Below are 19,736 nucleotides of genomic sequence, written 5' to 3' on the forward strand. Positions count from 1 at the left end.
TATTGACCGTTAATAATACAGGAACCTTCCCCAGTGGAAGGTTCTTTTTTTTGCAGCCTATTCAGCGTGGAAAAAAGTATATTCGTTGAAACTTATTGAATCTGCGTTTTATTTCATGTTGATAAAATTTTACCTCCGGTTTTCTTCCAAATGGGGACAGCAAATGCTGCTCGTCGGCTCCGATCCCGGGCTCGGGAATATGAATTGGCATTATGCCAAGACGATGCAATACCTTGATGAAAATACCTGGTACATAGAATGTAATGTGGAGACCCTTGCAGGGGAAGAATTGGTATATCAATTTGCATTATTAGAGCAGGGCGAAATTTTACCATCCGGCCAACAGTTCTCATGCCGGTTGCCGGGGCATGAAAAAGAGGGAATGGTATTGCTGGATACTTGGATCGCTCCCCGTGATTTTAGGAATACGCTCACGAAGAAAATGTTTCCCGGTATCTTGCAACCCAGGGAAGTGCTTTCACAGCAGGAACCTGCGAAAGTTACATTGGAAATCATCGCCCCTTTATTACCTGCGCATATAAATGTATGCGTGCTAGGGGAACTACAAGATGCCATTCCTTGGGATGTAAATCATCCCCTAATGATGCAACATGCCGGCAATGGCAAATACCGCGCTTACATTGATAAGTATCATCCTGGAATGCAATATAAATACGCTCTCTTCGATACCAAGGAAGCTAAATTGCTACGGTATGAAGAAGGGGAGAACCGTAAGTTGGATTTGATGTTGCCGGGTGGAATGAGCCTTTCTGCGCATGACGGGTTTATACGTGTGCCGCAATATCCCTGGAAAGGCGCGGGGATCGTTGTCCCGGTATTCAGTTTACGTACTAGCAATGCTTCCGGTTGCGGGGAGTTCCTTGATTTAATTCCGCTGGGTGATTGGGCGGCTGCATGTGGCTTCAAATTGATCCAGGTTTTACCGGTTAATGATACCGGGGCTAATTTGAATTGGAAAGATTCCTATCCTTATGCCGCGATCTCCGTGTTTGCATTACACCCGATCTACCTGGATTTACATGCGGTCGGTTTATTACCGGAAGATCATCCGCTTCAGAAGGATTATACTGCTACCAAGGATAGGCTGAATCAAATGGATAGTTTGGATTACGAGGCGGTGATGTCCTTCAAGATGCAATATTTAAGGGCTTATTTTGATATAAACATGGCAAGTATCGTAAAAGAGCCTGCCTTTTTAACGTGGTTGGAAGCACAGGATTGGCTCCATGCTTATACTGCTTTTTGCGTGTTACGCGACCAAGTGGGTGATACGAAGTTCGATCTATGGGAGTTTAGAACTTACCGGGAATATATCGACAATCATGGAACAGCTTATACAACGGGGCAATTATTCTATGCCTTTATCCAGTACCAATTACATTTACAACTGGAGCTGGCCACGAAGTATTTGCATGGAAAAGGGATCATCCTAAAAGGAGATATCGCGATAGGAGTGCATCCGCAAAGCGCCGATGTATGGACGCATCCCGAGTTATTTAACCGTGGCTTCCAAGCGGGTGCGCCACCGGACTTATTTGCCGAAAAGGGGCAGAATTGGGGATTCCCCACTTATAATTGGGATGAAATGGCTAAAGATGGATACCATTGGTGGAGGCGGAGGTTACAGCTTATGTCAAGCTATTTCGATGCTTACCGTGTAGATCATATCCTAGGCTTTTTTAGGATTTGGCAAATACCTGCCAAGCAGGTAGAAGGTATACTGGGTTATTTCTCTCCCGCGGATGCTTTTAAATACGAAGATTTCGAAGCTGCTAATATCATTTTCGATAGGAAAAGATTTTGTGAGCCGTATATCAATGGCAAAGTATTAACGGGCATCTTTGGAAATGCTGCCGGGCAGGTGAAAAAAGCATATTTGATAGAGCAATATGATGGCACCTTCCAGCTTAAACCCGGTTTAAGTGACCAGCGGAGCGTATTGGATCAATTCGATGAAGGCAATATCCCCGGATCTTTATTGAGCGGAATATTACAGCTGTTGTCTAATGTATTATTCATTGAGTCGGTAGATGAAAATGGCTTTCGTTACCATCCTAGGTTTCAATTGGAAGATACATTGGGTTTCGATGAACTGGATATCCCGACCCGGTACAAGCTAAAGCAGATGCACGATGATTATTACTATCAACGTTCGGATGCGACTTGGAGACGTTCCGCATTATTAAAACTACCGGCTTTATACCATGCCGCCGATATGCTAATGTGCGCGGAGGACCTGGGTATGATACCGAAATCTGTAACCGGCGTATTGAACAGCTTAGGAATTTTACGCTTAGACATCCAGCGGATGCCCAAAAATGAAGGGCAGGTATTCGCCAACCTCTCGGAAAGTGATTATCTCGCCGTAGTAGCGCCGGGTACGCACGATGTAAGCGTATTACGGGCCTGGTGGAAGGAATTGACGCCAACAGAAAGAGCGAGGTATTCGCGTGATTTCCTAAAGTTAACAGGAGAAGTACCCGCGGAGCTCGAAGTCAATCACCTGGATACCATCTTGCAACAGCACTTGCAATCACCGGCAATGTGGTGTATCTTTCCTATACAAGATATCCTGGCAATCTCTTCTAAATGGCAGTTCCCGGATCCGTCGGGAGAGCGGATTAATATCCCGTCGAATGCGGAGCATTATTGGAAATACAGGGTTCATGTAAACTTGGATTCATTAATTGCCGATAAGGATTTTCAGGCTACCTGGCAGGCTAAACTGAAAAATGTAGGTAGGCTATAATTGTCGTTTAGTCGTTATAGTTAGTATTATAAGATTGAAAGTATCATGGAACTGAATCTATATCCATACGAATTAAAATTTCGGCACACTTTTACCATCTCGAGGAAATCAAAAGATGTGCAACCATTATTGGTAGTAGCTTTGTCAGAAAATGGACAAACCGGTCTAGGCGAGACAGCAGACAATAGTTATTATAACATGACCGTCCCCATACTGATGAATGCCATCGAGCAACATCGCGATTTTATAGAATCTTATAAATTAAGAAGTCCCGAAGTATTTTGGGAAGAATTATACCCCAAGTTTAAAGATAATATGTTTGCGCTTTGTGCCCTGGATATCGCCGCACATGATCTGCATGCAAGGTTACTCGGGAAGAAATTATACGAAGTATGGAATCTCGATATCTCAAATAACCCGCTGACAGATTATACCATCGGTATTGATTCAGTGGAAAACATGGTGAAGAAATTAGTTGAATTTCCATGGCCGATTTATAAGGTTAAGCTAGGTACGAAGGACGATATAAAAATTATCCGGGAGCTGAGAAAACATACGGATTCTGTTTTCAGGGTAGACGCAAACTGCGCTTGGGGCGTAGATGAAACCTTGCGTAATGCCGCTGCACTCAAGGAGCTAGGGGTAGAGTTTATAGAACAACCAATGCCGGCAGAAGATTGGGAAGGTATGAAAAAAGTCTACCGCGAATCTGCGCTGCCGTTATTTGCAGATGAAAGCTGCATCGTGGAGCAAGATGTGCGCAAATGTTTCGGGCTGTTTCACGGTATCAATATTAAATTGACTAAATGTGGCGGCATCACGCCTGCGCGGAGAATGATATTTGAAGCCAAATCATTGGGAATGCAAGTAATGACCGGGAGCATGAACGAAAGTACCGTGGGGACCTCGGCTGTAGCGCATTTATTACCCTACCTTGACCATGTTGATATGGATGGCCCGCTATTACTTGCAGAAGATACCGCTACGGGCGTTCGCATTGAAAACGGAAAAATTTTTTATGCAGATTTACCGGGAACCGGCGCCACATTGCTCCGTTCATAATATGAAATCAATCTATAACCCGGTAAAATTAACCTGCTTTGAATTGCGCTAATGGCAGGATAGCTGCATAATATACCCATAAAATATAGATAGGTTGAAATAGTAACCGGCTCCAAGTATACCAGGGCTTTGCAGGCAAGCCGCCGGGAGCAGGTAATTGTTTTATCGCAACATAGATATTAGCCGGAAACATCAATACCAGCAAAATGATGATTCCCCAAGCAGCAACAGTCTGCAAGCTTGGCACGAAAAGGGAGAGGCCGAATAGAATTTCCAAAACGCCGGAAATCAATACGCAAGCAGGAGCATACTTTGTCCAAGTAAGCATGTAAAGAAATTTTTCCGGCTTTAATAAGTGCATAAACCCGATGATGACAAATAATATTGCAACTGCTATTTTCATACAGTTAGGGAATGCTTTCAAATAGGGAATCGAACCGGTAAGCCCTATTAACCACGAAAATGAACTGATAGCCAATAAACCGATAAAAAATACCATGGATATTTGTTTTTATAAAAACAAATATCCATCAAATGTGGACCCGGTCGAACTAACAAATGTTAGGAATTATTTCCCGCTTAATTGTTTCCTGATACGGCTTAAACTTTCGGGGGCGATGCCCAGGTAGCTGGCAATGTATTTAATTGGGATCTGCTGGGCAATCTCGGCATGTTCGGATAATAATTGAACGTAGCGTTCTTGCGCCGTGAATTTTAGGAATGATAACTCCCGTAAGTATTTGCGTATGTATTGCTGCTCGGCTAATAGCCGGCCGATTCTTTCCGCGGTATGCGATTTTTGATAAAGTTCCTGCAAATGTTGATATTCAAAATAGTAACCTTTTACATCGGTCAATGTTTCCAAGCCAACAAGGGAGGGGGTGCGTGTAATAAATGAATGGTAAGCCGTTACAAACATGTTGGGAAATGCAAAGTCCAAGTTGATCTCCTCTTCGCCGTTTAAAGTAAAAACCTTGACAGCGCCTTCCGCTATAAAATAGATTGCGTGAACGGGATGGCCTATTTTTACAAGGGTATGACCTTGACGGTATTCAAAAGCTTGCAAGATCGATTCAAAATCTTGCCAATCCTGCTCCTCCAAATTGGTTAGTTTCCGTATTTGTTCTTTAACTATCGCGGTGCTCATAGATCCTGTTTTGACGGTATTATTCTTGCAAATACACCGTCTTAATGTTTAAAAATTCATGGGCGCCTACTTCCGAAAGCTCCCTTCCGTACCCCGACTGTTTAATGCCGCCAAAGGGCAACCTAGCATCGGAGCGAACCATCGCGTTTACAAATACGTTCCCGCTTTCGATTCTCTTGACCAGCGCGGCTGCTTTTTCCAAATCGTTTGTCCATAAGGATGCGCCGAGCCCGAAATTAGTAGTGTTGGCAAGTTGTATAGCATGTGTTTCATCATTAGCGGAAGTAATAGCAGCTAAAGGGCCGAAGGTTTCTTCATCGAAGGCTGTCATACCCGGTTGTACGCCGGTTAAGAGCGCCGGTAACACATTGCAGCCTTGCTGTTGTCCGCCGGTAACTAATTTTGCACCTTGCCTTATACTTTGTTGCAGTTGTTTCATTAAATCGTTGGCTAAATCCAGCCTGGCCATTGGCCCCATATCTGTCCCGGTACTGGTAGGATCTCCCTGTTTAATATTTTGAATAATGTTCGTTACCTGTTCGGTAAAGGGAGCTAAAATACTTTTTTCAACGATCCACCTTTTTGCCGCGATGCAAGACTGTCCTGCATTTTGCATCCTTGCTTGTACTGCTACCTTTGCAGCTTGGGCGATATCGGCATCTTTCAATACGATGAAAGGGTCGCTGCCACCGAGTTCTAATACCGATTTTTTCAGGTATTTTCCTGCCAAGGAAGCCACGCTCATGCCCGCCGGGGTACTTCCGGTTATTGTTACTCCTTGTACGCGCACATCCGCGATAACAGGTTCAATGTCTTTCGATGATACGAGTAGCGTTTGGAATGTTCCCGGTGGGAAACCTGCATCCAGGAAGATCTGCTCAATAGCTAATGCGCAACCGCTCACATTGCTAGCATGTTTTAATACGGCAGTATTCCCGGCAAGGATATTGGGTATCGCGAACCTGAAAACCTGCCAAAATGGGAAGTTCCACGGCATTATTGCTAAGATGATGCCTTTTGCTTCGTAGGAGATATAACTTTTGACGGAATCATCGGATGGTAGCGGTTTCGGTTGCAACATTTCCGCGATATGCTCCACGTAATATTTAGCTGTAGCTGCACATTTTAGCACTTCTGCCTTTGCTTCTTTATGTGTCTTACCCATTTCGGTAACGATGATAGCCGCGTGCTCATCTGCATGATCTTCCAGGTGTTTAACCAATGAAAGCATCATAGATTTACGCAAATCAAGGCTAGAATGTTGGAATTCGAGGAATTGTTGATGCCCCAGGCCGAGTTTTTTTTCAATCGAGGCGGCAGTATCCGCTACATAATTCGCAACAACTTCATTCGTATACGGGTTAATACTTTTAAAACTCATAAATCAAGGGTTTTTTAAGTGAAATGGTGCTACAAGACTATAAATTTACGGCAATTATAGCTTTAATGTCACCAATCCTACAAGTTGTCGTATAAATAACACAATTATAGATCCGGGAGTTACGTAATTTTGCATATCCAAAAAAGAAGGGGAATAAAGTATAAGTTATGAGTTTAAGTAGATCTAATATCATGATCATGGCCTTATCGACAGGCTTGATCGTAGCGAATATATATTATAGCCAGCCATTGCTCGTCTTGATCAGCCAAGATTTTGGCGTATCTGAAAGCAATGCGGGACAAGTTACATTTTTGAATCAATTTGGCTATGCGATGGGCTTGCTGTTTTGCGTACCCTTGGGCGACAAATTAGAGCGTAAGCAGCAGATATTGATTATGACGGCACTGGCGGTAGTATCATTGTTCGCCGCTGCATTGTCCGGAAATATTCTTATCCTTAAAGTTGTAAGCTTTTTCATTGGCTTTACATCGGTAGTGCCGCAGTTAATCTTGCCGATGGCTGCGCATTTGGCAGAACCGCAGAAGAGGGGTAAGGTTATCGGTACAATCATGAGCGGGCTATTGGTGGGTATATTGGTATCGAGAACCGTAAGTGGTATCATCGGTGCGCATTTCGGCTGGCGGGCCATGTTTTGGATCGCCGGTGGAATCTCGACCGTATTATTGATCGTTATGTTCGCGACTTTCCCGTTAAGTAAGCCGCGGTTCGAAGGTACCTACGGTAGCTTAATGCGATCTTTGCTGACACTCACGAAAGAACAGCCGTTATTAAGGGAAGCGGCTGCTATCAATGCCTGTAGTTTCGCTACTTTCGGGTTATTCTGGACTACAGTCGTGTTTTTATTAGCAGCGCCACCATTTAATTATGGCAGTGAAGTAATCGGTTTGATGGGATTAGCCGCTGCATTCGGCGCCTTGGGCGCTCCGTTGATCGGCAAAATTGCAGATAATAAAAATCCCAGGATCGCGATCGGGTACGGGATTACATTTATGATAGCCGGGTTCGTATTATTTTGGTTCTCCAGGACCAATGTTATTGGAATTATTATAGGTATTATCCTTTTAGACTTGGGATTACAAGGCATCCATGTTTCGAATCAGACGAGGATATACGCGATACTTCCGGAAGCACGTAACAGGATGAATACCGTTTTTATGACGATTAGTTTCCTCGGTACTGCTGCGGGGTCAGGGATCGGGTTATGGGTTTGGGGAATCGCTAAATGGGGCGGTGTTTGTATTGCGGCGCTTTTACTTGCCGGATGCGCATTTCTTATTTATTTCTTGACTTATAAGCCCGGCAATAAATTGGCGTTAAAATAGCTACGCAGCGGTAACATTTTTTTAATGTCTTTAAGGATATAAACAGTATTGCCCCCAGCATTAAAATAAATACCTGGATTGGGCATAAAAAATAAAACGCACACCGGTTGAAGGTGTGCGTTTATCTTTATTACCATCTAAAAATGTCAACTATTGCTCTACACGGGTAATCTTGATGATATTTGTAGGTAAATGTTCTTTTACAGGTGTGCTACCTGTATTTACAACTACATCATCTGTTTTCAAGAAGCCGCGTTCTTTCAGGATATTGATTTGATCGAAAATAATTTCGTCCAAACTGTGTTCTTCTGCATAATAGAAGGCACGTACTCCCCAACTTAAGCTCAATTGGTTTACCAGTGATTGCTCCTTGGTAAATACGTACAACGGTGATTTAGGACGGTAGCTACTCAACATGAAGCCCGTGTATCCCGATTGCGTCATCCCGATCAATGCATCGGCCTCTAGATCTTCAGCGATCTTACATGCATTGTAGCAAAGTGCATCACTTAAGAATGTAGGGGAGTGACGGTGAGGAATCAAATTCCTGTTATAAATAATAGATTCTTTTTCTACTTCCTGGATGATTTTTGTCATCGTTTCAATAACCAGGGTCGGGTGTTGACCGGTAGCTGTTTCCCCGCTCAACATTACCGCATCGGCGCCTTCCAGCACGGCATTAGCAACGTCGGTGATTTCGCTACGGTTGGGGCGGGTACGATCGATCATACTTTCCATCATCTGCGTAGCAACGATTACCGGTTTCGCGCGGTGGATACATTTGCGGATGATATCTTTTTGGATCATCGGCACTTGTTCAACCGGCAGTTCAACACCGAGGTCACCGCGGGCAATCATCACGCCATCACTTTCCCAGATGATCTCTTTCAAATTTTGAATTGCTTCCGGCTTTTCGATTTTGGAGATGATCTTGATCTTTGAATTGCGTTCTTCGATCTTCTTGCGGAGGTGGATCAAATCCTTGGCGCTGCGTACGAAGGATAAGGCGACCCAATCACATTCGTTATCGATGATGAATTGTAGGTCAATTTCATCTTTTTCCGTCAGGGCAGGCAAATTCACCTTTGTATCAGGAAGGTTAAACCCTTTCTTGGAGGAAAGGATACCGCCTAGTAAAACTTCCGCTTTAATTTCATGGTTCGGGGTAACTTCTCGAACGATGGTTTCGATCTTACCATCATCCAACAAGATTTTCTGGCCCGGTTTTACATCTTTATGAAGATCATGGTAAGACACGTAGATCTTTTCTTTGGTACCAACAACCTTCTCGTTGACGAAAGTCAATATATCACCTGTTACCAGGGGAAGGGCATTATTTTCGATTTCACCCACGCGTAATTTTGGGCCTTGTAAATCGGCCAGGATGGCGATATTATAAGGTTCGGTATTATTTATTTGGCGGATGTAAGAAATGATTTTTAATTTATTCTCATGATCTCCGTGCGAGAAATTCAAACGGAAAACATTCACCCCGGCTTGTACCAGTTCCAACAATTTTTCATAAGTATCGCAGGCGGGACCTACCGTGGCAACGATCTTCGTTTTGTGGGAAGAGTGTTGGCGCGCGGCAGCATTGTCCATTTGCTTGTGATAGTATTTAGACAAATCTTTTGTACTCATAGCATAAAATTTAACTCGCAAGTATTTTAACGATCTTGAACCATTCAGGATCAATTTTTTGTGTAGCTTTTACAGCATGGTCTAAAGGTGTATACTCAATTTGATTATTGACGATACCGATCATGTTGTTGTGGTGTTCGCCATCAAGCAGCGCCATTACGGCTGCGTAGCCCATCCTGCTGGCAACGAGGCGATCCAGGCAAGTAGGGCTGCCACCACGTTGGATGTGGCCTAATATACAAACGCGTGTATCTAAGTGGGGTAATCTTTCTTTAACAGCTTTGGCAACTTCGTTGGCACCGCCAAATTCATCTCCTTCCGCTACAACGATTAAGTTTACCAATTTTTGACGACGTTCGTTAGCTTGGAGGTCGTCGATAATATCTTCAATATTTGTTTTACGTTCCGGCATCAGGATATTTTCAGCGCCGGTGGCAATCCCGCTATGCAAAGCAATATAGCCTGCATCACGTCCCATTACTTCTATAATAAATAAGCGATCATGCGCATCCGCGGTATCCCTGATCTTATCGATGGCTTCAACCGCAGTATTCACGGCCGTATCAAAACCAATTGTGAAGTCGGAACCTGCAATGTCTTTATCGATAGTGCCGGGTAAACCGATACAAGGGATATCGAACTCGGTACTGAATTTCTGGGCTCCTTTAAAAGAACCGTCACCACCGATCACCACAATACCATCAATGCCGAATTTCTTTAAATTCTCATAAGCTTTTTTTCTACCTTCATACTCGTAAAATTCTTTACAGCGGGCAGTTTTAAGGATGGTGCCCCCGCGTTGGATAATGTTGGCCACAGTTTGATTTTCCATGGGAAAAATATCTCCAGTCAACATTCCCCTATAACCGTACATTACGCCATAAACATTCAACTGATGGTATATTCCCGTTCTCACCACTGCACGTATGGCAGCATTCATGCCCGGTGCATCGCCACCGGAAGTGAGAACCGCGATGTTATTCACTTTTTTCATAGACTACGTTAATATATGATACCCGGACAGGGCGCACAAAAATAACATTTTTTACTTCTGTTTCTAATTTTTATCTCATGAAATAACCGTAATTTTTAAAAATAATCAAATAAGTCACTTAAATTTTTAAAATTTTAACCCTATGTGTGATATTCGCATGAAATTCTTTTTATTTGGTTGTATAACCTTGATTCTCATGACTAGCAACAATTTTGCGCAAATTAGACTGGCATATCCACAGGCAAAACAGGTAGATTCGGTCGATAATTACCATGGAACAGTCGTAAAAGACCCTTACCGTTGGTTAGAAGATGATAATAGCGAAGCGACCAAGGAATGGGTTAATGCTCAAAATAAAGTTACCGATTCGTACTTGGCACAAATCCCTTTTAAAGATAAAATTAGGAAGCGCTTGGCCGAACTGATTAATTTTCCCCGGCTTGGCAATCCTTGGAGGGAAGGTAAATATTATTATTATTTTAAAAATGATGGTTTGCAAGATCAATCCATCCTTTACCGGCAAGAGGGTTTAGAGGGGGAACCCGAAATTTTTTTAGATCCCAATAAATTGTCAAACGACGGTACTGTTGCACTCGGGAACCTGGGCTTTTCCAAGGATGGGAAATATATGGTATATTTTATTTCAAAATCCGGCTCCGATTGGCAGGAGGCCTTTATAATGGAGGTCAATACCAAGACTTTGCTCGAAGATCATCTCGAATGGATCAAGTTTAGCGGTATCGCTTGGAAAGGAGATGGTTTTTATTACAGCCGCTACGACGAACCTTCGGAAGAAAGTCAATTATCCGGGAAAAATGAGTTCCACAAAGTGTATTACCACAGGATCGGTGACGCACAGGAACAAGATCTATTAATATATGTCGATAATGAACACCCTTTGCGCACGGCGTATGCAGGGGTGACTGAAGATGAGCGATTCCTGTTTGTATCGGCGTCGGAGGGTACTTCGGGTGTCGAATTATTGTATCGCGATCTACAAAATCCTGCCCAAGAGTCGCTGAAAGTGCTGGTGCCGGGATTTAAATATGACCCTTCCGCTGTTGATAATGTTGGTGATCAGTTACTTGTTTATACAAATGAGGATGCCCCTAATTATAAATTAGTCCAAATTGACCCGCGAAATCCAGGCAAGCAACAATGGAAGGAAATAATTCCGGAGGGAGAAGAAACTTTAAGCGGGGTGCAATCATCCGGCGGGAAATTATTCGCTAGTTACATGAAGGATGCGGTAAGTAAAGTGGTGCAGTATCAAAAAGACGGTACCCGCGAAAGGGAGATCAAATTTCCGGGTCTCGGTACAGCAAACGGTTTCAGCGGGAAGATTGAAGATGATATCGTATTTTATTCCTTTTCGACCTATACCGCTCCGACTACAGTGTATAAATATGAAATCGCCAGCGGCAAATCATCCCTATTCTATCAACCTGAAGTAAAGTTTGACCCGGCTGATTTTGAAACGAAATTGGTTTTTTATCCCAGTAAAGACGGCACGAAGGTTCCTTTATTCATATCATATAAGAAAGGGTTAGTCCAAGATGGTAATAACCCGGTTTTATTATATGCTTACGGGGGATTTAATATCTCGTTAACGCCTAGCTTCAGTACATCGAACCTGTTTTTTATGGAGCAGGGAGGAATTTATGCCGTTGCCTGCTTGAGGGGTGGGGGTGAATACGGCGAAGCTTGGCATAAAGCGGGCATGTTGGAACGGAAACAAAATGTATTCGATGACTTTATTGCCGCTGCCAGCTACTTGGTTCAAGAAAAATATACCAACAAAGATAAAATAGCCATCAGGGGAGGGTCAAATGGCGGATTGCTCGTAGGCGCCTGTATGACGCAACGCCCCGATTTGTTTAAAGTGGCATTGCCCGCAGTAGGTGTGATGGACATGCTGAGATTTCAAAAGTTTACGATCGGCTGGGCCTGGGTAGTGGAATATGGTTCGAGTGATAAAGCTGATCAATTTCCATATTTATATAAATATTCCCCTCTTCATAATTTGAAAAAAGGCGTTGAATATCCTGCGACGTTGATTACTACGGCAGATCATGATGATCGCGTTGTACCTGCACATTCTTTTAAATTCGCCGCCACTTTACAAGCTGACCAAGCAGGTAATAACCCGGTACTTATTAGGATAGAGGAAAAAGCAGGGCATGGCGCCGGTAAACCGGTATCCAAAGTTATCGATGAAGCGACGGATGTTTGGGCATTCACGATGTACAACCTTGGAATGGAGTATAAAGATTAATAAGAAAAAGCTATAATAAATTGAATGATGGAAAAAGTATTGATTACCGGGAGTAACGGCTTGCTAGGAAAATACTTGGTGCAGTTATATAGCCAACAGAAGGAGATCCGCTGCATCGCTTGTAGCAGGGGAGCTAACCGTTTGAAACAAACCGAGGGGTATGTTTACGAACCGGTCGATTTTACAAGCGAAGAAGCATTTCAAACCCTTGTTAGAAAGCACCGGCCACAAGTTATTATCCATGCCGGGGCGATGACGCAAGCCGACGATTGCGAAAGAAATAAGGAAGCTTGTTGGAATACGAATGTTACGGCAACGGAACAAATTGTCAAGATTGCGAACGAGGTTGGTGCATTCCTAGTATTTCTCTCTACAGACTTTGTTTTTGATGGGCTATCAGGACCCTACCGTGAAGAAGACCTGGTAAACCCGGTTAATTATTACGGGGCATCCAAAGTGGCAGCCGAGAGGGTCGTCATGCAAACCGCTAAGAATTGGGCTATCGTAAGAACCGTATTGGTATACGGTTTGGCCGATGATCCTAAAAGGGGCAATATCATTACCTGGGTGAGGGATAACCTTCGCTCCGGAAAAAATATCAAGGTGGTAACGGATCAATGGAGAACGCCCACTTATGCAGGAGATCTGGCGGAAGCTTGCCGTTTAATTGCCGGGAAGAGGGCTGGAGGCATTTTTCATATCAGTGGAGAGGAAATGCTTACCCCATTCGAAATGGCTCAGCAGGTTGCAAAATATTACAGTTTGGATGCAGGGTTAATGATTCCTGTTGATGCCGATTCTTTCACACAACCCGCTATGCGACCTGCCAAAACTGGTTTTATAATTGAAAAAGCGAAGGCTGTACTCGGTTATCAACCGATTTCATTTAATGAGGGGATTCGGTTATTGGAGCAATTGTAGCAATTGTAGATCCAGATCTGCTGGTCAGAATCATCTGGTCAGAATCAGCTGGTCAGAATCAGCTGTTCAGATTCATCTGGTCAGAATCAGCTGGTCAGAATGGGTCAGCTGGTCAGAATCATCTGTTCAGATTCATCTGGTCAGAATCAGCTGGTCAGAATCTGCTGGTCAGGGTCGCGACCCTGACCAACATAGATGAAAAAATATAGGTACAGGTCGGAACCTGTACCTACAATGATAATGCTTGCCAAAAAATTCATTTATTCAAAAACAATACTAGAGGTTTTTGAACCGTAATTTATCCTGATTTTCGAAGTTTCCGCGGCTGTATCTTGGACTGCTGAGCTTTTTTGAATAGCAATAAAATATTGGCTGGAGTCTTTTGCTGGAATGATATAAACATCCTGCTTATATCGTTTCAGTTGTTCATATCTTTTCGTTGCAGACGCTAAGGTAGGCTTGGATTCAAATATTACTTTGTAGGTAATTATAGAATCTTCAGGCCAGTTCGCTACAACCTGGGGAGCCTCAACTATATTATTTGATGAATCTGCCGCAGTTTTCGCTATTGAATCCGCGGTATTCATTTGTTGCTGGGTACTATCCGCTTTACTGGAGGTTAAAGTTGTATTGGGAGCAGCTGGAAAAATACTTTCCTGGCCTGGCAACATATTTTTATACAACAACCATACTACTACTACAGCAACGATTGCCAAAATTGGTAATACAATCCAATACCATTTTAACCTACCCGAATTTTCTTCTTCAAAAGGTGCGGCAGAAAGATGTTCCACCACTTCTTGGTTCACCTGCTCCGTATTACCAACTTTTACAACGGGTGGCGGAGCATCAGCGCCCCTTAATACATGCTGTACATCCAGCGCTTCGAAAGAACCGGGTATCTGTTGGGGGATGAATTGCAACTCCTGGTTGGCATTCATCCTCAAAGTGCCGATACCATCTATGACAAAAGGCGCTCCCGTAGCTAGTTGCGATTTTAATTCTTCTAAATATTTATCGTATTTGAGCTTGGCTACATCGGAAACAAGATGTTCGTTATTGGCGATCCATTGCACGCAGGAACCGTCGTCCGTCCAAGTATTACTGAAAGTAATTTGTTCCTTGGGCGGCATCAGTTTTTTTTCTGCAACATCAAACTGTGCCGGGATATGCTCGACTGTGAAAGTCCCCAAACCGGGTACTACACACGTTTGTTGTTTATATAAAACTTCAGCGATATACTGTTGCAACATGGGCTGTTAACTAGTTTAGAATACAAGTTTACGATTAAAATTTCAGCATTATACCACCGACGATGTTAAAGCCGTAGGATTTATAACCGTTCCAACGTTGGTACTCCGAGTTAAACAGGTTATTCGCATTTATCCAAAGGTTTACGTTCTTCCCGATATCGTAATTAGCGCCGAGGTTTAAATCGAAGGCGCCGTCTGTTTTAGCGAAATCATTTGGCGCCACCAGGTAATAGCTACCGCTGAAACCGTATAAGTCCCCTGTTAAATGTAATTTCTTCGCCACGCTCACCTGTGCATTCAGGTTAGCCATAAATGGCACCAAGCCCCAAGGTTTTAATTCGGTCGCCTGTTTGCGGTAATTAAACCAATCTCCTGAAACACGCACCTGGAATTTTTCTTCTTCTATATATCCAACTTCCGCATGTACTTGGAACGCTTTCATTTCAGTTTCGTTCCTAACATTAAACGTTTTACCGTCGGTATCATTATTTACGAAAAGGGCCATGTTTTCATATACGATAGAGGAAAACTTTGTATTGTAGTTAAAATGTCCGCCGATAGTACCTTTAATACCGGTATACCGCTCTTCGATACGGGTATTTGCCGGTTCACCCGGATAGCTGTCGATGAAAGGATTTTTCTGGGCCAGGTTGCGGAAATTATTCTTCTCGAAATATGAAATCCAACCGCTGCTAAGAATTAATTTCTTTTTCACGAGATGCGTTTCATTCACGATGTCCGGCAACAAATAGAATTTACTCTTTACGAAGCCAGTATTATCATAACCGTTCGTCCAGGTAGGGTTTGCACCGGCATGCAAGAAAAATCCGGGTTTGGCAATTTCCAATGCAGGATGGATGCTTACTACGTTATTGTTAATACTTTCGAGGTCTTTCTCCTTGAAGGTTGATAGGTCGGCAATGCCTTCCGCTTGCAGGTAGATGTCTTCGAATATTTGTTTTCTAAGCAAGGCTTTCAATGTGAAAGTGCGCTCGTTACGGTCGAAGGCATCATTGAAATAAATAAATTCCGCAGCCGGTTTAAAAATGAAACCCCATTCGTTGGTAGGCCTGTTTTTCAGACCGATTTTACCTATAAACTCGTTGAACGTTTGTTTTACATCCGCTTTGCTATAATCGTACAATGCATGATCGTATCCATAATAATGAACCTGGTTGCGGTTGTAAGCTACTTTGCCATCAATCTCGAACAAGGGTGAATAGTAAGTACCGGAGGCTAAAACGTTCACGTTGTTATAATCTTGATACTCGATATTTCCCTTGGACCCGATGTAATTAACGAATAGCCCGAAATTGTATTGATCATTTCTGCCGCTGCCGATGCCTGCTTGCACGAGCGGGGTTTTGAGATTACCGAAACCCACTTTCACGAAGTTATTCTGCAAGGCATTTACCGAGTCTTTTCCCAGGGCTAGTGGTCGCAAGGGAACCGGTTGGTACATGAAGTTGAGGTTCAATGCCGGAATATCGTAAGTCATACGTGCCCTACTGGTATCGGCAGCCGGGAGACTGGCGGTTAAATTCAACTTGGCGGCATCCCGCAGCTTGGGCTGGTAGGTCGAAATCAATTCGATGGTTGCCTGCTTCAGGGAATCTTGTGCAAAGGCAGCGGGCCCGATCAAAAGCCCGGCTCCTAATGCAACGAATAAGCGTGTACTATATTTGAATATGCGGTTCATTCCTAAAGTTTCTTTTTGATACATGTTATTTATCTTGAACAATAACCTGTCTACTTAATTTTTGAATTAGCTTTCTCATCCGCGGTCACTTTTTCCAGTTTTTCTTTCGCTTCATTTTTTAATGCCTCGATCGGGCAATTTTCTGCCACGCTTTGGAAAGTAGCTTTCGCGTTGAAATAATCTTTCTGCTTGGTGAATATATCTCCCAACAGTATATATGTTTTGGCGATCCAGAATTCGTATGAAGGCGTATTCTTGATCACGTCGAAGGCTGATTTTTCGGCGGTAGACAGTTCATTTTTCAAGAAGTAACAATAAGCAACATTGTACCTTGCTTCGGCGCCAATTTCTGATTTGGTAAGGCCGATCACGGTTTTGTATTCACGGATTGCCTCATCGTAAGCCGATTTTTGTTGTTGTGCTTTACCGAGATAGAAATGACCGATGATCTGATCATCCGTACTGATATTCGTACTGGAAAGCAACATCTCCGCGTATTGCGAAATATTATCCCATTGCTCTAACTGGTAGCTGGATCTCAATAACCCGCGTGTTGCAGCCAGGCTATTTTCTTTCGAAGTAGCTACTTCCTGTAGTTTTAGGAAATAATCATATGCTTTCTGATAATTTTTCTCCTGCGAATAATTTAATGATGCCGCCTGTAAAGCTGCACGTTCCGTGAAAGGACTAGCGCTTTGTGACAATACGTATTCATACCCGCTCAAAGCATTCTTATAATCTTTTACATTATAGTAAGATTCAGCTTTATAGAAATTGGCTGATAATGCGAACTGCCCGTCGGGATAACGTTGCAAGTAGCTATTGAATGCATTGGCCGCAGCGGTATAATCATTTTGCATGAATTTATTTTCTGCAGCAGTATAGGTCAATGAATCTTCTGCCGAAGTACTCAAAGTTCTACCGATAGATTTCATAAACGCCGTCAGCTCATCCGTTTTTCCTTCGCTGAGATAAATGGATCTCAAGCTTTCTACTGCTTCATTGGCTTCCGAGGTATTGGGGAATTTTTCTGCCACTTGCTTGTAATAAGAGATGGCAGTTCTTTGATTGCCCGCATTGTAATATGCCAGCCCAAGCTTCAACAAAGCCTTGGGGGCGTTGGCGCCGTTAGGTTGTTTGTCGAGAATATTTTTGAAATAAGGTATCGCTTCGTTGTATTGACGGTTAGAAAGGTAAGTGTTACCGATATCAAATTCAGCGTCATTGTTAAATGGAGAGTTCGGGAATTTGCTGTTCAATTGTTTCAGCAAGCTCAATTTCTCGTTATTCCTTCCTTGTAATCCCGCGATCACGCTTTTTTGATAGGTGGCATAATCCGCCCCTTGATCATTGTTAGCGATGATTCTATCATAAATAGCGCTGGCCCTGCCGTAATCTTTTACCATGTAATAGCAATCGGCGCTTCTCAATGCAGCATCACTGGCGATCCTAGAGGCATTCGGTCCCTTTGCTTGCTGGGCCGTTTCGAAATAAGGAAGCGCTTCAGAATATTTCTCCGCTTTCAACAAGCTGTAACCGAGGTTATAGCTGGCATTCTGTGCATTTGCTTCCCCGGAAGTAGGGGGGAATGTGCTGGAAAGGTATGATTTCAAATAAGGGATTGCTTGTTCGCTTTTATTTTGACGCAAAGCGATTTCAGCTTTCCAGAATTGCGCGAGGCTCTTTATTTCAGGATCGAAATTGTAAGAGAGCGCTTCGTCCAATAAACGGTTGGCTTCAGCAAGATTCCCGTCGTTTATCAATTCCGTGGCCCTGCCATATGCAACCCTTTGATGCGCTTTTTGAATGGTAGGGGATTTTTCCCCGATCTGTTCAATAGTAGCCAAAGCATCGCGGTAATTATTCGTATTCATAAATAATCCCACGATAATTTCGCGGGCTTCTTTATTGTACTTGGAACCAGGATAAGATTTCAGGAAGCCTGTTAGTTCTGCCAATGCGATATCGGCATAACCTAATTCGTAAGATAATTTGCCATAGTTGAACCTGGATATTTCTTGTTGCACCGGGTTGCTGCTATTGCGGGAACAAAATGCAAAGGCATTCCGGGCATTTGCTTTTTGGTTTGTTTTCAAATAGCAATCGCCTAATAGGTACATAGAGTTTTGTCCCAAGGAATCCTGTTCGCTGCTGAGTTGTTTAAAACCGTCGATCGCCTTGAGATAATTCCCGTTTTGATAATGGCTGAATGACAATTCATATACATCTTCACGGCTAACCTGGTCGGCATTTTTATTAAATTCTTCTAAGTAAGGTAATGCTTTCTTGTATTCGCCTTTCTCAAAATAAGCTTGACCAACTAATTTCCTCATTTCGGCATCGTAATAAAGGTTGCCTTTGTCGATATACGGTTGCGCGTAGGCCAACAATTTATCATGTTGCTTTTGGAAATAATAGATCTCCGCGATATAGTAAGGGACGATCGTCGCGTATTTAGGTTCTTTTTCAACCCTTTGGAAGCTTCTTAATGCTTCCGCGTACTGTTTATTGTAATAAGCGATGAAACCGTAGTAATAATTCGCCGGGATATAATATTTATTCTGAATTTCCTTGATAGATGCAAAAAGCGGTTGGGCTTTCTTGAAATCTTTCACGTTGAAATAGCAGTACGCCAGTTCGAACTTGGCATCCGCGATCTCGTCATTAGAAAGGTTGTCGATGCTCGCATTTTCGTAATAGGGAATCGCTTCTTTAAATTGATTTTTATGAAAATAATATTTCCCAAGCTCGTAACTAAGAAGTTGTTCCCTCGGGGTATTGTTAAACATTTTCACATAATCCAAAGCTACTTGTTCAGCATTGGGTTGGCCCAGCTTCAAAGCGCAAACTGCGTAATAGTAATGCGCATCCGCATTAACTAGCGAGCGGTTCGTTTCTTTGAAATAACCGACTTCATCGATTACTTGCCTGAACATTTGTAGCGCCACGGCATATTTGCCCTCTTTATATAGTAATTGAGCATCTTTAAAAGTCTTATCCTCGTCAGTATAAATCTTGGTTTGCTGGGCATGTGTCATGCTAGGCACCAAGACACTGGCCCCTGAAACGGCAATAGCCCAACAGGTAACCCTTTGGGAAATAAAAATGCGTGTTATGAATTGCTTCATGCTTTATCCTTTAAGCCTTTGTTTGCGTTTTAAAACGAATTGTCCGCTAAAATATTTCAATAGCCCTAACTGGTACACCCAAAAGAGAGCATCCAATTCCACCCGGGAACTGCTGGATTCCC

Annotated in this window: 13 protein-coding genes; 5 read left to right on the forward strand and 8 right to left on the reverse strand. The window is 43.0% G+C overall.

Features of this window, described 5'->3' with window-relative positions; translation table 11 throughout:
* Window positions 1-115: 115 nt before the first annotated feature.
* Both COR50_RS12760 and COR50_RS12765 read left to right on the forward strand, forming a co-directional pair.
* A complete protein-coding gene (locus tag COR50_RS12760; protein ID WP_098194344.1) occupies window positions 116-2,770 on the forward strand; it encodes a 4-alpha-glucanotransferase in 2,655 nt (884 codons plus the stop codon).
* A gap of 45 nt (window positions 2,771-2,815) precedes the next feature.
* Entirely contained in the window at window positions 2,816-3,832 is a 1,017-nt protein-coding gene (locus tag COR50_RS12765) for a dipeptide epimerase (protein ID WP_098194345.1), read from the forward strand.
* 28 nt (window positions 3,833-3,860) lie between these two features.
* Here the strand turns inward: COR50_RS12765 and COR50_RS12770 are convergent, their stop codons facing one another.
* The 3 genes from COR50_RS12770 to COR50_RS12780 all read right to left on the reverse strand — a co-directional run bounded on the left by COR50_RS12770 (window position 3,861) and on the right by COR50_RS12780 (window position 6,360).
* A complete protein-coding gene (locus tag COR50_RS12770; RefSeq protein ID WP_098194346.1) occupies window positions 3,861-4,331 on the reverse strand; it encodes a DoxX family protein in 471 nt (156 codons plus the stop codon).
* A gap of 69 nt (window positions 4,332-4,400) precedes the next feature.
* On the reverse strand, window positions 4,401-4,979 hold the full coding sequence (locus COR50_RS12775; protein WP_098194347.1) for a Crp/Fnr family transcriptional regulator: 579 nt from the start codon (window positions 4,977-4,979) through the stop codon (window positions 4,401-4,403).
* Window positions 4,980-4,998: 19 nt separating this feature from the next.
* Window positions 4,999-6,360, reverse strand: a complete 1,362-nt coding sequence (locus COR50_RS12780) for an NAD-dependent succinate-semialdehyde dehydrogenase (RefSeq protein ID WP_098194348.1) — start codon at window positions 6,358-6,360, stop codon at window positions 4,999-5,001.
* Window positions 6,361-6,527: 167 nt separating this feature from the next.
* Here COR50_RS12780 and COR50_RS12785 point away from each other — a divergent pair, with 167 nt between their 5' ends.
* On the forward strand, window positions 6,528-7,703 hold the full coding sequence (locus tag COR50_RS12785; RefSeq protein WP_098194349.1) for an MFS transporter: 1,176 nt from the start codon (window positions 6,528-6,530) through the stop codon (window positions 7,701-7,703).
* Between the two features lie 150 nt (window positions 7,704-7,853).
* Here the strand turns inward: COR50_RS12785 and pyk are convergent, their stop codons facing one another.
* Complete coding sequence (gene pyk / locus COR50_RS12790; RefSeq protein WP_098194350.1) at window positions 7,854-9,344, reverse strand: pyruvate kinase; 1,491 nt, start codon at window positions 9,342-9,344, stop codon at window positions 7,854-7,856.
* Between the two features lie 10 nt (window positions 9,345-9,354).
* Entirely contained in the window at window positions 9,355-10,338 is a 984-nt protein-coding gene (gene pfkA / locus COR50_RS12795) for a 6-phosphofructokinase (protein ID WP_098194351.1), read from the reverse strand.
* A gap of 196 nt (window positions 10,339-10,534) precedes the next feature.
* Here pfkA and COR50_RS12800 point away from each other — a divergent pair, with 196 nt between their 5' ends.
* Window positions 10,535-12,613: a prolyl oligopeptidase family serine peptidase gene (locus COR50_RS12800; protein WP_232516162.1), complete on the forward strand. Its 2,079-nt coding sequence runs from the start codon at window positions 10,535-10,537 to the stop codon at window positions 12,611-12,613.
* Window positions 12,614-12,637: 24 nt separating this feature from the next.
* The gene (locus tag COR50_RS12805) at window positions 12,638-13,534 is read left to right on the forward strand and encodes an SDR family oxidoreductase (RefSeq protein ID WP_232516163.1); all 897 of its coding nucleotides are present in this window, start codon (window positions 12,638-12,640) and stop codon (window positions 13,532-13,534) included.
* Between the two features lie 260 nt (window positions 13,535-13,794).
* On the opposite strand, the gene COR50_RS12810 is transcribed toward COR50_RS12805, so the two are convergent.
* From COR50_RS12810 to COR50_RS12820, 3 genes are read right to left on the reverse strand one after another with little or no spacing between them, the layout of a single operon-like run.
* On the reverse strand, window positions 13,795-14,787 hold the full coding sequence (locus COR50_RS12810; protein WP_098194353.1) for an HU domain-containing protein: 993 nt from the start codon (window positions 14,785-14,787) through the stop codon (window positions 13,795-13,797).
* Window positions 14,788-14,821: 34 nt separating this feature from the next.
* Window positions 14,822-16,486, reverse strand: coding sequence for a TonB-dependent receptor (locus tag COR50_RS12815; protein ID WP_157760815.1), 1,665 nt, complete (start codon window positions 16,484-16,486; stop codon window positions 14,822-14,824).
* Window positions 16,487-16,536: 50 nt separating this feature from the next.
* Window positions 16,537-19,614, reverse strand: coding sequence for a tetratricopeptide repeat protein (locus COR50_RS12820; RefSeq protein ID WP_098194355.1), 3,078 nt, complete (start codon window positions 19,612-19,614; stop codon window positions 16,537-16,539).
* Window positions 19,615-19,736: the final 122 nt, after the last annotated feature.

Origin of the sequence: Chitinophaga caeni (assembly GCF_002557795.1) — a bacterium.
In the GTDB taxonomy this organism is placed as follows: Bacteria; Bacteroidota; Bacteroidia; order Chitinophagales; family Chitinophagaceae; genus Chitinophaga; species Chitinophaga caeni.